The sequence below is a fragment of the Brucella pseudintermedia genome (assembly GCF_008932435.1).
GTDB lineage: Bacteria > Pseudomonadota > Alphaproteobacteria > Rhizobiales > Rhizobiaceae > Brucella > Brucella pseudintermedia.
The window spans coordinates 43,069-55,575 of the sequence record NZ_WBWE01000016.1; the positions used below are offsets into that span (position 1 = coordinate 43,069).

Here is a 12,507-nt window from a genome sequence, read left to right on the forward strand (position 1 = left end):
GCCACGGCATTTTTGCACCCACCAAACACGAGGAGACCCCATGTCCAGATCCATCACGCACGCCGTTACGGCGCCCATCCTGACCGCCACTGAATTTCAGCAACAGGGCACGACCGCCGCGCAGGTCTTATCGATTTCGAAGGCCGTGCGCGCTCTTGGTTATCACACTGAAGCTGAGACGCTGCGCGACACTGCTTTCGAATTGGCGCGCATTACTGGCGTTCGGTTCCGCTACGGCGCTCCCCGCCAGCGTCGCAATCCAGCCAATGACAACCGCCGCCGGATGCGGAGGGCAGTGTGATGACGCCGAAGCAAAAGTACGACGAACGTAAGAGGCTGCGAACCGAGCGCCTATTGCGCGATGAACAGCGCGCCAAAGATGCTCGTGATCGTGACGACGATGTGGAAGAGCGTATGACACGTTTGCTGGTTGCCTTTGAACGTATCGCTGACGTCATGGAGTTGTGGGCAGACCTTCAAGAACATGGGACGCGCCCATGACAGTCATCATATCGGACGAGGCCGTGAATATCGCCCTCAACACTTGGCTCGGTGGTATTCCTGCGTGGCGCAACGATGCCACGGAGCGTCTCAGAACAGAGATGCGCGCCGCCCTCACCGCAGCTCTCCCCTTCCTCCCCGTGCAAGTAGCTGTGAAGAAGCTGGAGTGGGGAGAGCTGCGCTATACGGAAGACTATAGCTTTGCGCAGGACGCGGAAACCTCCATTGGCCGTTACATCGCGACTGACAACGGTTGGTTCTTGCAGGGGCAATCCGGCTGGAAAAGCGAAGACGATATCGAAGCCGCCAAAGCCGCCGCACAGGCCGACTATGAGGCTCGCATCCTCTCCGCGCTTGAGCCAACAGCAGCGCGTGAGCTGGCGTTGGATGTAGAATTCGCCACGATCCGGGCGATGATATATTGCTACGAGGGTGATAGCGCACAAGCGTTTGAGGCTCAGAAGGCACTCGCCAAGATAGAGGACGCCATCCGCGCCCTATCCTCCCCGGACCATGCCGACGCCGGTAAGGTCGAGGGGGGTGGGTGCGAACGATGCGGCGGCAAAGGCGAAATTGTTGTTGGCAAAGGTCGCCACGGCGACACGATCATTGAAGACTGTCCATCCTGCAATACGCCGCAGGACGTAATAAATCTGGTCATTGCGGCGCGGGAGGCTTGCGACACATGGCTACTGCCGGAGTGTGAGTTTAAGCTGCTCGACAAAGCGCTGGAAGCCTTTTCCGAACGCGTTCCGTACGAGAATGAACCAGATGCGCTCCCCTCTGCACCATCGGAGGGCGCGGAATGAGACCGGTCACGGAGGAAGAGTTCTACGCTGCTGTTGGTCCATTGAACCTGCATCCACAGATTAAGGGGCAATGGCCTTACACTTGTCATTGGGTCTACCTCGACAACCCTCATGGTCACTTGTTTGGAAAGACTGTCGACCGCGTGGAAGGCGGATTGACCGTCACGGACTATTTCATGAACGACACCCACCCATCAGGAGGCGACCGTCATGGCGAGTGAACACTACATAAACTCATATCGCGATCTGGCGTTAAACGCGATTGAGGACTTGAAGAACTACGCCAACGATGAGCGCCCGGAACGTCGCATAGTTTCATCCCGGGAATACACGAAGGATTTGGAACGCCTCGACAGCACCCGCCCCGCGCCAGCCGCTACAGATACGGGACTGGAGACGTTAAGCGTGGAATTAACGCCGTCTGGTCACCCTTATATGAAATCTGATCCAGAAGGCGATTACGTCACCCGCTCGCAGGCTGAAGAACTATTGGCGGGACGCGATACCGTCATAGAAATGCAGGCCGACAGCATCGATAATCTGGAACGGAAAGTTCGGCACTGGCAAGATCGTGCCGAGAAGGCTGATGAGCTATTGGCGGAGAAAGATGCCATCATCGAGAGGCACCGAGAAGCCCAAGTGATTTTAGGAAAACAGCTTGATGAAGTGATAGCCGACAACGCGGCGCAGGCCGCGCGGATTGAGGAGTTGGAGGAAGATGTTGAATGGGCGCAAAACGCAGTCCTAGCGCGTCAACGTCACGCAGAAGCACGGTGTGAAGCCCTAGAAGCCAAGCTCGCGGCTGCTCAAAAGGCGCTGGAGCCATTTGCTAAAATACCGGTGTCGACAGTTCCAGAAGGTCGCCTGGGACACGTTCCAGATAAACACCCTTATATGGTTGATCTAGATGGGAATGTTCTGTTCACCGCCAGTGACATTCGCGAAGCCCGCGCCGTGCTGGGAGGGAAGCCGTCATGAACAAACTTCTCCCCACTGTCTGGATCATGCGTACCGCTGACGGCTGGTATCCGATCCAACCGAGCGAGAAATGCCGCCCCGAAGATCACGGCAATCTCAACAACCACGTTATTTCAATCGAGGACGCCAGCGGCAATGTGCTTTGGCGCAGGGTGAAGCAATGAGCACCGTAATTGACCGCCTCTCCAAGCTAGACGCGCCTGATATCGTCGCAATCTTCCATGAGGCCGTGAAAAAGGGATGGCCTGATTTTACCCGACGCAATGCCAGCGACTTTCTACGGAGCTATTTCGGCAAAGAATATCGAAGCATCAGTCCAGAGCGGGCAAAGCTCGTCGCTCAAGAATACCTTGATGAATATGGCGTTGCAGCCGATTACCCGCAGGAGGCCAACCATGCCGAGTAAGGAACTCATCGAGAAGGTGGCGCGGGCCATAATCGAAAACCCGCCGAAGATTAATCGTCTCAAAGATATGGAGACATTGAATTTCAGCAAAGTCGTGGACCACACTCCGACAGCTGAAGCCGCCATCTCCACCATCCTCGCCGAGATAGCGGAGGCTGACATTGCGATGATCAATGCCGCCGAAGCCTACACCTATCGCGGCAGCAAGGGTTACACCGGCCTATGGCGCGCCATGCTCGCCGCCTCCGCACTTGGGGAGCAGAGCGAATGAAGCTGACGACCTCACAATTCTCGATGCAATGCGCGTTCATCGCCAAGAACGCCGCCGCGTGGGCTGGCGATGCTCTGACGCTGCCTGAGCGCTTGAACGAAGAAGCAGACGTTACTGCTGTTGCCCGTTTCACCGATGAAATGCGCGAACGGCTGGACCGTCTGGATAAATGGGCCGGTCGCCAAGCCCTGAAAGGCGGTGAGTAGATGACGCCGTACATGCTGGAAATACTCATGCACCACCATTGCAGTAGGTCAGCCTTCCCACGCGATACGGCACCCGCATACAAAAGCACAGTCGATGAGTTGGTGAAGCTTGGGCTACTGGAAAGAATAGAGTTTGGCTTTGTTCATTCCACAGAACGCGGTCGAGCCTACCTAGATATGGTTCTCGCTACTCCGCTTCCTGAGCCGGGATTTTATGACCCACGAACCGGCCACTTAGCAGGCCGCGCCGCACTGCGGGAAAGGGAGTGAGGATGAAGCAATCCAAAAATGAGGGAATCAATATGCACCACGAAAACGACAACGAAGCGGACCTGTTAATGGGCGTCGAGCCAATCGCAAAGTATCTGGGCGTCACCAGGCGCCAAGCTTATCGGCTCGTCTACGATAAGATTATGCCTAGCTTCAAACTTGGCGGCACAGTCGCCGCTCGCAGGTCCAGTCTGAAAAAATGGATGGAAGGCTTGGAGGCAGAGCACGCAGCGTAAACCGTGTGCCATGTGTCAAATCATGTGCCGTCGATTCCCCGCGCAATCCTGAAAATGCCTGATTTTCTTGGAAATTCCTGAACATCTACGGCACATGGTCAATTGAACCACATCACCCATAAACGTCTGATATCATTGTATGATTTTGGTGAGCGCGCAGGGATTCGAACCCTGGACCTACTGATTAAAAGTCAGTTGCTCTACCGGCTGAGCTACGCGCTCCCTGGTGGAGCAAATCGCCCCCGGAAGTGCGGCGGAACATAAGGGCGGCTTGCGGATTGGTCAACACCATAAAATCACGTTTCTCCAACATAAATTCAAAAAAATAACAGGTTGGAGATAGTCCGTGTCACACAAAGGCTTCCAGATGCCCGCAATAGGTCATTTCCATGCGCTTCGGGACACTTCCCAAGCCTTAACGGAACAGTGATTCTGCGCCATATGGCGATAGAAACAAGATTGCCCAGCCTCCGGTCGGGACCTTGCTGCACGGACATACTACGGCTAGGGTCAGGACCAATCAATTTGATGGAAACGGCGTCCGGGATGACACGAGCTGCTGCAGAGGAGCAAGGGGCGAGATGTATCCTGCCGGATTGTCTCACGCCATCTTCGTTAACAGGTCCAGAACCTCGCTTCGTCAGAATGAACTAGAGCGGTTCCTGCTTTACGGAATCGTTGGAACCGCTCAATCCATTTTCTCGCATTTCCAGACTCAGAACCGTCTCACATTTTTGCTGGAAATGCTCTAACGGCACGGTATTTCATGTCTCTGGCCACCAAGGCATTTTTCCATTTTCGGTGCTCCTTATCCGGCGTGGGCATAGCACTGGGCACCTTGTTTTTTGCTGCTGCGCTCACGCCCAGTCTCGTTCCGCGCACCTATGTCATGCAGGGCATTCTCGGCGGCGTTGCGTTCGGAGCAGGTTATGGCATTGGCGTGCTGTGGCGCTGGCTTTGGCATTATCTCGAATTGCCGGAACCCAAAGACCGCCTGCGCAGCCAAGCCAATCTTGCCGTCGGTATCATCTGTTTCGCAGTGGCTGTCGTGGCGCTTTATTTTGCCGCGAGCTGGCAGAATTCAGTTCGTGCTGGCATGAACATGGAGCCGGTGCCAAGTGCCTATCCGACGAGCGTGTCAGCTTTGGCCGTACTGACATTCCTCGTTCTGTTGGTGCTGGTCCGCCTTCTCATCCGGCTTGGGCGTTTCGTCTCCGAGAAAGTGCATCTCGTCATGCCTCGCCGAGTAGCCAACGTTCTTGGCGTCACGATTACGGTCGTGCTTGTCTGGACGATTGCCAACGGGCTGCTCATCCAGTCAGCTTTCAAGGTTCTGGACCGTTCATTTCGCGAATATGACGCTCTGATCGAGCCGGACCGCCCCCAACCGACGGCAGCAAACAAAACAGGCAGCGCTGCGTCGCTTCTGCACTGGAACGAGCTGGGGCGAGCCGGACGTGAATTTGTCTCCTCCGGCCCTGCAGCTGCCGACATCACGGCAGTGACGGGAGAAAAGGCAATCGACCCCATACGGGTCTATGCGGGCCTGCAAGTCGCCGAAACGCCGGAACAACGCGCTGCGCTTGCATTGGAAGAACTGAAACGGCAACACGGCTTTGACCGGTCGGTACTGGTCGTCATTACGCCCACCGGCACGGGATGGGTTGACCCTGCTGCAATTGACGGGCTTGAATTTCTGCATCATGGGGATGTGGCCAGTGTCGCCGTGCAGTATTCTTATCTTTCCAGCCCTTTGTCGTTGCTCTTTCAGCCCGAATATGGAGCGGAAGCGTCGCGGGCGCTGTTCATCGCCGTCTACAATTATTGGAAAAGCCTGCCGCGTGAGCGGCGCCCTCGCCTGTATCTCTATGGCTTGAGCCTCGGTGCCATGAACTCGGAAATTTCGTCAGAGCTTTTCGAAATGCTCGATGATCCGATCAACGGCGCCCTATGGAGCGGTCCTCCTTTCTCGAGCCGCGACTGGAAAGCCATGACGAGGCGAAGAAATCCCGGTACGCCGGAATGGTTGCCCGTATTCCGGGACGGCTCCTTTGCGCGTTTCATGAATCAGAATGGCGAAGCCCCCGGAAATGGAACACGTTGGGGCCCAATGCGGGTGGTTTATCTGCAATATGCCAGTGACCCGGTAACTTTCTTCGACACACTGTCCTTCTACCGTCAGCCCGACTGGATGCACGCACCGCGCGGCCCCGACGTGTCACCGGACTTGCGATGGTATCCTGTCGTAACCATGCTTCAACTCGCCCTTGATATGGCCTTTGGAACAACCACGCCGATAGGTTACGGGCATGTGTATGCTCCCGAGCACTATGTCGACGCATGGCTGCAGGTTACAGACGTAACCGGCTGGAAGCCGGACAATATCGCTAGGCTCAAGCAGTATCTGCGCCAGAAAATGGATAGGGCGAACGTCGAGGGCTATGAACAGCGCGGCGGCTAGAGCATTTTCGAGCCAAGAGTGTGTGAGCCCGGCCTGCCCTCAAACCGGACGAGCAGGCCGCGCTGTCCTTTATTCTCCGATCAGTAATCAGGCGATTTCTGCGGCGTCGGGGAACTGTTCAAGTTCAGCATCGGAATTGCCCCGTTCGGCAGCATGGTGGTCGGCAGTTGCCCGTCCCACTTCTCGGCCTGCGTCAACGCAACAAGACCCGGATTATCGCGAAGTGCATCGCCACGCGCCTTGATCGCTGTTGCTTCCGCCTCGCCCTTCAGCCTTATCGCGTCAGCCTCGGCCTCTGCCTGGAGACGAACGGCATCCGCTTGGGCCTCCGCTTCGGCGCGGCGAGCATCTGCCTGCGCTTTTGCCTGCGTTACGGTAATTTCAGCCTGCACCTTTTCCCGCTCTGCATTCTGACGGAGACGCTGCACTTCAACTTCAGCCAACATGCGCTGTTCGATGGACTGCTCATAGGAGTCCGAAAAATCAATATTCTCGATCTGCACCGTATCGATGATCACCGGACCACGCACACTGTTCTGGATCGCCTGCGCGATCTCCTGATTGAGACGGCTTCGCTCCTGAATGGCCTCGACGGCGTTAAATTTGCCGAATACAGTCTTGCTTTCTTCGAAAACGCGCCGCTCCACAAGACGGGACAACAACCCCTCTTCGCCGCCATAGGTCGCGTAGACCTCTTCCACGCGGTCCGGCGGAATGCGATAGTTGACCGACAGGTTCATCGTGGCTGGCTGCTGGTCGCGGCTATAGGCTTCCATGCTGTTATAAATTGCAGCTTTGGATTGCACCGATATTCGCACGATCGAGTCGATCACCGGAATTTTGAAACCGAGGCCGGGCTGCGCAACGCCGGAAACAGCACCGTAGCGCAAAACAACGCCACGCTCACCTTCGTCAACTGTATACCAGGAGCCAAGTACTACGCTCAATATGCCGAGTACAATTACACCGGCTAATGCTTTGGGTAAAATCTCGCGCATCCCGTCTCCTTTGGCGCTCGGTTGTAACAGGGGAAACGAAAGCCTTTGCTGCCGGAACTTGCCCCGACCGCCTTTTAGGGTGCACTTCCGTGAATGACAATTACTGGTGGTGAGATGATAGACCTAGTCCACAAAACAAAGCCGCCCCTGAGGAGCGGCTTCATTGTGTTCAGCAGGTTTAAACGATCAGTATGGCGAATAACACTGCTGTCGAGGGCCGTTATACGGCTGAAAAGTATTATCCGAGGCCCTGTATGACCGATAACGGTTATAGCACCATTGGATGTGTGCATTGCTGTAACCGTAAGCCGGTGCGCGATAGACCGGCTGAGGCGGCGGAGCGGCAATCGCACCGCCAATGATCGCACCCGCGCCGAATGCTGCGAGCGGATACCACCAGCCGTCATTATGCCGGCGATAGCCGTGGCGGTAATAGCGATAACCACGATGGCCGTTCCAGTAACCCGGGCCCGGACGATAAGGACGCCCGTGCCAACCCGGACGAGGCCCCGGTCGGTATCCGCCCCAATGTCCATGTCGCGGCCCGCCACGCCAGCGGTCATCCCGAACCTGCTGAACATTCTCGTTGCTCGCCGCAGGCGCAGCAGGCATGACGGGCGCAGCCGAGACCGGGACTACCGCGCCGATCAGAAAGCTCGCACCGACAAGGCCAACCATCATCTTTTTGAAGGTGTTCATCCTGTGCTTCTCCATTTCAATGATGCCATCATTGCCGTCTGTTTATGAATGCTCGCTGAATATTGCCGGAAAATATGCCATCTCCCAATTTTATCCTCGCAACATGGCATGGTTTTATGAGGCTTTTAACGAAGAAGACGATGATTGGTTCTCGCTATTCCATTATTTTCGTTAGCAAATTGCAAGACAATCGGATAACTTGCGTGAAGTAGGGCTGCTTGTAAGCGTTTTCAGCGAGTGGGGTTTGCATTGGCAACAAAAGCAGGGCCGTCCGTAAAAATTTGGGGAACATCTTTCTCCCGGGAAGCCGATCCTTTCACGGCGGCAGTTCAACTGACGCCCATGCCGATGCTCATCACCAATCCACGCCTGCCCGATAACCCAATCGTCTTTGCCAACAAGGCCTTTCAGAATCTGACCGGCTATGAGGCCGATGAAATCATTGGGAAGAATTGCCGCTTCCTGCAAGGCATCGGCACTGACCCGAAACATGTCGAGGTGATCCGGGCGGCGATAGAAGCCCAGCGGTCAATTGATATCGATATTCTCAATTACAAGAAATCAGGCGAACCATTCTGGAATCGCCTTCATATTTCCCCCGTCAAAACCGAAACAGGCGAACTTCATCATTTCGTTTCATCACAACTCGACGTGACGCTTGAGCTCGGCAGGCTGGTTGAGCTGGAAAAAGAACGCGAAACGCTTTCGCTTGAAAAGCAGCGCAGCCACGATCAGCTGCAATATATTATTGAAGCGGCGAATGTTGGCTTCTGGACACGGGATTATCATACCGGCGAAATCAGCTGTTCGTCGGAATACAGGCGTATTTTCGGTCTGACCCCGGATGAACCGGTCAACTACGACAAGATCATCGAGATGGTGGTGCTAGAAGACCGGATTTCACTGATCCAGCGGTCGCAGGAATCTTTCGCAACCGGCAAGTCTTTCCGGATGGAATATCGCATCACAAACAGGCTGGATCAGGTGCGCTGGGTAGAAACCCGCGCCAAGGCGCTGACGGGCAAGTCGCCGACGCTTCTGGGCATCGTCATTGATGTCACCGAGCGCAAGAAAGCCGAAGCGGACAAGGCACTGGTGACACGCGAAATTTCGCATCGCTTCAAGAATTCGATGGCGATGGTGCAATCCATCGCCAATCAGACCTTGCGAAATGCCACCGATCCGCAGACCGCAAACGAATTGTTCAGCGAGCGGCTGCGGGCGCTTAGCCAGGCCCACGACATGCTGCTGAGGGAAGACTGGACGGGTACCACGATCAGTCAGATCTGCGAGACCGCCCTCGCCCCTTTTAACAGCACGTTCGGCCATAGAATTCGCACCCGTGGTCCGGCCCTTGTGGTGAGCGACCGTGTGACGGTTTCTCTTTCACTAGGCCTCTATGAACTCGCAACTAACGCGGTGAAATACGGCGCCCTCTCCAACGAAAACGGCACGGTCCAATTCGATTGGGATGTCGTTCAAAGACAGGGCGAACAGAAACTTCATATGCGCTGGATCGAAAGCGGCGGACCCGCGGTCAAACGTCCCGCGCGTCGCGGGTTTGGCCAGCGGCTGCTCTATTCCGTTCTCGCAGGCGAATTGAAGGCAAAATGCGACATCGACTTCGCACCAGGCGGACTGGTAATTGATGTTCTCGCCCCCATGACAGCGGATGTATTCCCGCACGTCGATAGCATTTCACATTCGCAAGCCGAGTCGGTCTGACGAAAAAGAGCAGCGGAATAGCTGCTCTTTTCATTCATTAGTTATGCGGGCCGCGCCGACGAGGCTCGATGTAGACCCTGTCACGATGACGATAACGATCGTGGCGCCAGCGATCACGGTCGCGCTCACGATAATGACGGGGCGGATGACGGTCCCACCCACGACGATCATCGCGCCAGCGGCGATCCCAGACACAGCGACCGTTTCGCGTGCGAACCGCACCACGGGGACAGCGATAATCAACCTGAATGGCAGAACCAGCGCCATTGGCAGCGACAGCCGGTATTGTCGCCGGAGCAACCGGCGTGCCCGCTTCAGCAACGGCCGTTAGCGCGAACAGCGCGAGAGCCGCAGAAACCAATCTAAACTTCATTCCATTCTCCCTTCAGAGCTGACCAGAATTGGAATATCCTGCCCATAAATACCTAGGCCGTACAGACGATTGGTAAAGTCACTTAATCTTACGGTTATCTATCAATCTCGACCCCGCATCGCATAACGGGCCACCGCGAAACGACCCTGCAATTTTGCAGGGGCATTTTTTAGAGAATCTGGATATCAGAAGCCCATTGAATTCGCACGCAATCCCTTGAAGCAAGGGAAGAGCTGCAGAATCTCCAATCCGCAAAGCCGATCCGGCGCCGATTCACGTCCGGTAGCGGGCGGAGCTTTGCGGCTGTCGCAAGGAGCAGGAAGATGGATCATTCGGCCTCTAAAATCGACGTTACATGGGGGGAGAAAACCGGTCTGGGTACTACTCAGGTCGAATGGATCGAACTGGTCGGCGGTTTACCGAAAGAACATTCGCTCATCCTCCGCGATCTGATCGGTCGTCACCGCGAACGGTTCGTCGGCGTGTTCTATGATCGATTGATGAACAATCGCGATGCGGTAACTTTTCTCTCCCAGAAAATGGTCCAGGAGCGTCTGCACAATTCTTTGAGCGACTGGCTTATGAAAATGTTCGAGAGAACCGCCGAAGATGTCGACGCGTTCATTCGTGAACAGCGCAAGGTCGGCGAAGTCCATGCCCGTATCGACGTGCCGATCCACGTCGTCATGCAGGGCGCGCGCCTGCTCAAGAACGAGATCGTTCGTCAATTGAAGCTGGAAGTGACCACACGCGAGGTTCTGTCGCGTCTCATCGTGCATGTCAGCAATGCAATCGATATTGCGATCGAAATAATGAGCCAGGCCTTCGTGAAAGACGCGCGCGAAAGCGCGCAGACGGACGAAGCCTATCGAGCCTTTACGCTGAGCCATGATTTTCCACTCGAGCGGGAATCACAGCGCGCCGCACTCATGGAATGGAGCCAGTCGCTCCTTTTCAATCTCTATGGCAATCCCGACAGCCCGCTTCACCCGCTCGCAAGCTCGGACTTCGGATTGTGGTTGCAGCACAAGGCCGATCTCATGTTCTCCAATTCCTCAACCCTGGAAAACATCCGCCGGAATGCAGAACATATCGACCACGTGCTCCTTCCGACCATCAACAGTGCCCGCAAGGATAACCCGACGGAACTCGCAGCCTCCCTGTCGCTGTTCCAGACCAAAATCGGAGAAGTGAAGTTTCTGCTGTCCGAACTGTTTCAAGCGGCAGCGGCGATGGAAACGGGCCGCGATCCGCTGACCCGTGCGCTCAATCGACGTTTCATGCCTTCAATCCTGACCCGCGAGGTGCGCATGGCGTCCCAGAAAGGCATGGATTTAAGCCTCCTGATGATTGATATTGATCACTTCAAGAACATCAACGACACATACGGGCACAGCAGTGGTGATGCGGTTCTTCAGCAGGTGGCCGAAACAATCCTTTCGCTCTGCCGCCCGAGCGATTTCGTGTTCCGCTATGGCGGGGAAGAATTTCTGGTCGCGCTTGTCGAAGCAGATGCAGACAAGGCGTTTGCAATCGGCGAGGAACTGCGTAGGCAAATAGCCCAACAGCCTATGAAACTGCCCGATGGTGCACACCAGTCTGTAACCCTGTCCATCGGTGTCGCGGCATTCAACGGCCATCCGGACTACAGCCACCTTGTGAACGCCGCTGATCGGGCGCTCTATCGGGCCAAAGAAGGCGGCCGTAATCGCTGCGAAAAGGAAGTTCCGCTCGCGATTGATTGATTGCAGAGGCATTTTGCCATCTGGCAGTTACGCTGCAAAACCGCCATATGGTCCCATCATGACGAATAGCTCCGCTTCCCCTGTTTCCGAAACCGCCTCACCAGAGCCGCGCGAACGCGACGCTCTGGAGACGCATTTCCTGCCCCAACAGGCAGATGCGCCGCCTGTAGATTGGGTTATCGCAGACGGGCTGACCGACTATGAGGAAGCTCTCGCCTTTATGGAAGCGCGCGTGCAGGCCATTCGGGAAGGCACTGCCAACGAACTCGTCTGGCTGGTCGAACATCCCCCGCTATACACGGCAGGCACAAGCGCCAATGCAAGCGATCTCCTGACACCCGACAGCCTGCCCGTATTCAACACAGGACGCGGCGGTGAATACACCTATCACGGGCCGGGCCAGCGCGTCGCCTATGTGATGCTCGACCTGAAACGCCGCCGCGAAGATGTGCGTGCCTTCGTGACAGCACTCGAACAATGGATTATCGAGAGCCTTGCCGAGTTCAACATCAAAGGCGAACGGCGCGAGGATCGCGTTGGCGTATGGGTAACGCGGCCGGAAAAACCCCGCCTTACCAATGGCGGCATGTGCGAAGACAAAATTGCGGCTATCGGCATCCGTCTCAGGCGCTGGGTAAGCTTTCACGGCATTGCCATCAATGTCGAGCCGGATCTCAGCCATTATTCCGGCATCGTTCCCTGCGGAATCTCGGAACATGGCGTCACAAGCCTTGTCGATCTCGGCTTGCCGGTGACGATGGGCGATATGGACGTCGCGCTTGGAAAGGCTTTTGAGACGGTCTTTGGTGCACGTCAGTTCAGATAGCTT

Annotated in this window: 17 protein-coding genes and 1 tRNA gene; 14 read left to right on the plus strand and 4 right to left on the minus strand. The window is 55.8% G+C overall.

From position 1 onward, the window contains the following. Positions 1-40 precede the first annotated feature (40 nt). The 10 genes from F9K78_RS19290 (at position 41) to F9K78_RS19330 (ending at position 3,677) form a co-directional block, all read left to right on the plus strand. Entirely contained in the window at positions 41-301 is a 261-nt protein-coding gene (locus F9K78_RS19290) for a hypothetical protein (RefSeq protein ID WP_151682591.1), read from the plus strand. Further along, positions 301-501, plus strand: coding sequence for a hypothetical protein (locus F9K78_RS19295; protein WP_167518136.1), 201 nt, complete (start codon positions 301-303; stop codon positions 499-501). The genes F9K78_RS19290 and F9K78_RS19295 overlap by 1 nt, the downstream gene beginning before the upstream one ends. After that, the gene (locus tag F9K78_RS19300; protein WP_151682593.1) at positions 498-1,310 is read left to right on the plus strand and encodes a hypothetical protein; all 813 of its coding nucleotides are present in this window, start codon (positions 498-500) and stop codon (positions 1,308-1,310) included. The genes F9K78_RS19295 and F9K78_RS19300 overlap by 4 nt, the downstream gene beginning before the upstream one ends. Beyond that, a complete protein-coding gene (locus tag F9K78_RS19305; RefSeq protein ID WP_151682594.1) occupies positions 1,307-1,531 on the plus strand; it encodes a hypothetical protein in 225 nt (74 codons plus the stop codon). Before F9K78_RS19300 ends, F9K78_RS19305 begins: the two co-directional genes overlap by 4 nt. Next, positions 1,521-2,288, plus strand: a complete 768-nt coding sequence (locus F9K78_RS19310; protein WP_151682595.1) for a hypothetical protein — start codon at positions 1,521-1,523, stop codon at positions 2,286-2,288. Before F9K78_RS19305 ends, F9K78_RS19310 begins: the two co-directional genes overlap by 11 nt. Continuing rightward, the gene (locus F9K78_RS21975; RefSeq protein ID WP_167518137.1) at positions 2,285-2,452 is read left to right on the plus strand and encodes a hypothetical protein; all 168 of its coding nucleotides are present in this window, start codon (positions 2,285-2,287) and stop codon (positions 2,450-2,452) included. The genes F9K78_RS19310 and F9K78_RS21975 overlap by 4 nt, the downstream gene beginning before the upstream one ends. Continuing rightward, positions 2,449-2,694 (plus strand): hypothetical protein, encoded by a 246-nt coding sequence (locus F9K78_RS19315; protein WP_151682596.1) that lies wholly within the window; start codon positions 2,449-2,451, stop codon positions 2,692-2,694. Before F9K78_RS21975 ends, F9K78_RS19315 begins: the two co-directional genes overlap by 4 nt. Then, entirely contained in the window at positions 2,684-2,965 is a 282-nt protein-coding gene (locus tag F9K78_RS19320) for a hypothetical protein (protein ID WP_112590980.1), read from the plus strand. The genes F9K78_RS19315 and F9K78_RS19320 overlap by 11 nt, the downstream gene beginning before the upstream one ends. Beyond that, on the plus strand, positions 2,962-3,171 hold the full coding sequence (locus tag F9K78_RS19325) for a hypothetical protein (RefSeq protein ID WP_151682597.1): 210 nt from the start codon (positions 2,962-2,964) through the stop codon (positions 3,169-3,171). The genes F9K78_RS19320 and F9K78_RS19325 overlap by 4 nt, the downstream gene beginning before the upstream one ends. A 272-nt stretch (positions 3,172-3,443) precedes the next feature. After that, positions 3,444-3,677 carry a helix-turn-helix domain-containing protein gene (locus F9K78_RS19330; protein ID WP_235925482.1) on the plus strand — a complete coding sequence of 78 codons (234 nt, stop codon included), beginning with the start codon at positions 3,444-3,446 and terminating at the stop codon, positions 3,675-3,677. 146 nt (positions 3,678-3,823) lie between these two features. Here F9K78_RS19330 and F9K78_RS19335 read toward each other — a convergent pair. Beyond that, positions 3,824-3,899, minus strand: a tRNA-Lys gene (locus F9K78_RS19335). 544 nt (positions 3,900-4,443) lie between these two features. Between F9K78_RS19335 and F9K78_RS19340 the strand changes: the two genes are divergently transcribed. Next, a complete protein-coding gene (locus F9K78_RS19340) occupies positions 4,444-6,138 on the plus strand; it encodes an alpha/beta hydrolase (protein ID WP_151682598.1) in 1,695 nt (564 codons plus the stop codon). A gap of 80 nt (positions 6,139-6,218) precedes the next feature. On the opposite strand, the gene F9K78_RS19345 is transcribed toward F9K78_RS19340, so the two are convergent. Next, positions 6,219-7,136, minus strand: coding sequence for a prohibitin family protein (locus F9K78_RS19345; protein ID WP_121986493.1), 918 nt, complete (start codon positions 7,134-7,136; stop codon positions 6,219-6,221). A gap of 186 nt (positions 7,137-7,322) precedes the next feature. After that, positions 7,323-7,835, minus strand: coding sequence for a BA14K family protein (locus tag F9K78_RS19350; RefSeq protein WP_121981847.1), 513 nt, complete (start codon positions 7,833-7,835; stop codon positions 7,323-7,325). Positions 7,836-8,114: 279 nt separating this feature from the next. Here F9K78_RS19350 and F9K78_RS19360 point away from each other — a divergent pair, with 279 nt between their 5' ends. Then, on the plus strand, positions 8,115-9,560 hold the full coding sequence (locus F9K78_RS19360) for an HWE histidine kinase domain-containing protein (RefSeq protein WP_268903007.1): 1,446 nt from the start codon (positions 8,115-8,117) through the stop codon (positions 9,558-9,560). A gap of 37 nt (positions 9,561-9,597) precedes the next feature. On the opposite strand, the gene F9K78_RS19365 is transcribed toward F9K78_RS19360, so the two are convergent. After that, positions 9,598-9,933: a hypothetical protein gene (locus tag F9K78_RS19365; RefSeq protein ID WP_121986494.1), complete on the minus strand. Its 336-nt coding sequence runs from the start codon at positions 9,931-9,933 to the stop codon at positions 9,598-9,600. A 323-nt stretch (positions 9,934-10,256) separates the two neighbouring features. On the opposite strand from F9K78_RS19365, the gene F9K78_RS19370 reads away from it, so the two are divergent. Further along, complete coding sequence (locus F9K78_RS19370) at positions 10,257-11,678, plus strand: GGDEF domain-containing protein (RefSeq protein WP_121986495.1); 1,422 nt, start codon at positions 10,257-10,259, stop codon at positions 11,676-11,678. Positions 11,679-11,736: 58 nt separating this feature from the next. Continuing rightward, positions 11,737-12,504: a lipoyl(octanoyl) transferase LipB gene (lipB, locus tag F9K78_RS19375; RefSeq protein WP_174813354.1), complete on the plus strand. Its 768-nt coding sequence runs from the start codon at positions 11,737-11,739 to the stop codon at positions 12,502-12,504. The last annotated feature ends 3 nt before the right edge of the window (positions 12,505-12,507 follow it).

Coding starts and splice junctions, on each gene's coding strand:
- F9K78_RS19290 (WP_151682591.1), top strand. CDS start 41: ATGTCCAGATCCATCACGCACGCCGTTACGGCGCCCATCCTGACCGCC.
- F9K78_RS19295 (WP_167518136.1), top strand. CDS start 301: ATGACGCCGAAGCAAAAGTACGACGAACGTAAGAGGCTGCGAACCGAG.
- F9K78_RS19300 (WP_151682593.1), top strand. CDS start 498: ATGACAGTCATCATATCGGACGAGGCCGTGAATATCGCCCTCAACACT.
- F9K78_RS19305 (WP_151682594.1), top strand. CDS start 1,307: ATGAGACCGGTCACGGAGGAAGAGTTCTACGCTGCTGTTGGTCCATTG.
- F9K78_RS19310 (WP_151682595.1), top strand. CDS start 1,521: ATGGCGAGTGAACACTACATAAACTCATATCGCGATCTGGCGTTAAAC.
- F9K78_RS21975 (WP_167518137.1), top strand. CDS start 2,285: ATGAACAAACTTCTCCCCACTGTCTGGATCATGCGTACCGCTGACGGC.
- F9K78_RS19315 (WP_151682596.1), top strand. CDS start 2,449: ATGAGCACCGTAATTGACCGCCTCTCCAAGCTAGACGCGCCTGATATC.
- F9K78_RS19320 (WP_112590980.1), top strand. CDS start 2,684: ATGCCGAGTAAGGAACTCATCGAGAAGGTGGCGCGGGCCATAATCGAA.
- F9K78_RS19325 (WP_151682597.1), top strand. CDS start 2,962: ATGAAGCTGACGACCTCACAATTCTCGATGCAATGCGCGTTCATCGCC.
- F9K78_RS19330 (WP_235925482.1), top strand. CDS start 3,444: ATGAAGCAATCCAAAAATGAGGGAATCAATATGCACCACGAAAACGAC.
- F9K78_RS19340 (WP_151682598.1), top strand. CDS start 4,444: ATGTCTCTGGCCACCAAGGCATTTTTCCATTTTCGGTGCTCCTTATCC.
- F9K78_RS19345 (WP_121986493.1), bottom strand. CDS start 7,136: ATGCGCGAGATTTTACCCAAAGCATTAGCCGGTGTAATTGTACTCGGC.
- F9K78_RS19350 (WP_121981847.1), bottom strand. CDS start 7,835: ATGAACACCTTCAAAAAGATGATGGTTGGCCTTGTCGGTGCGAGCTTT.
- F9K78_RS19365 (WP_121986494.1), bottom strand. CDS start 9,933: ATGAAGTTTAGATTGGTTTCTGCGGCTCTCGCGCTGTTCGCGCTAACG.
- F9K78_RS19370 (WP_121986495.1), top strand. CDS start 10,257: ATGGATCATTCGGCCTCTAAAATCGACGTTACATGGGGGGAGAAAACC.
- lipB (WP_174813354.1), top strand. CDS start 11,737: ATGACGAATAGCTCCGCTTCCCCTGTTTCCGAAACCGCCTCACCAGAG.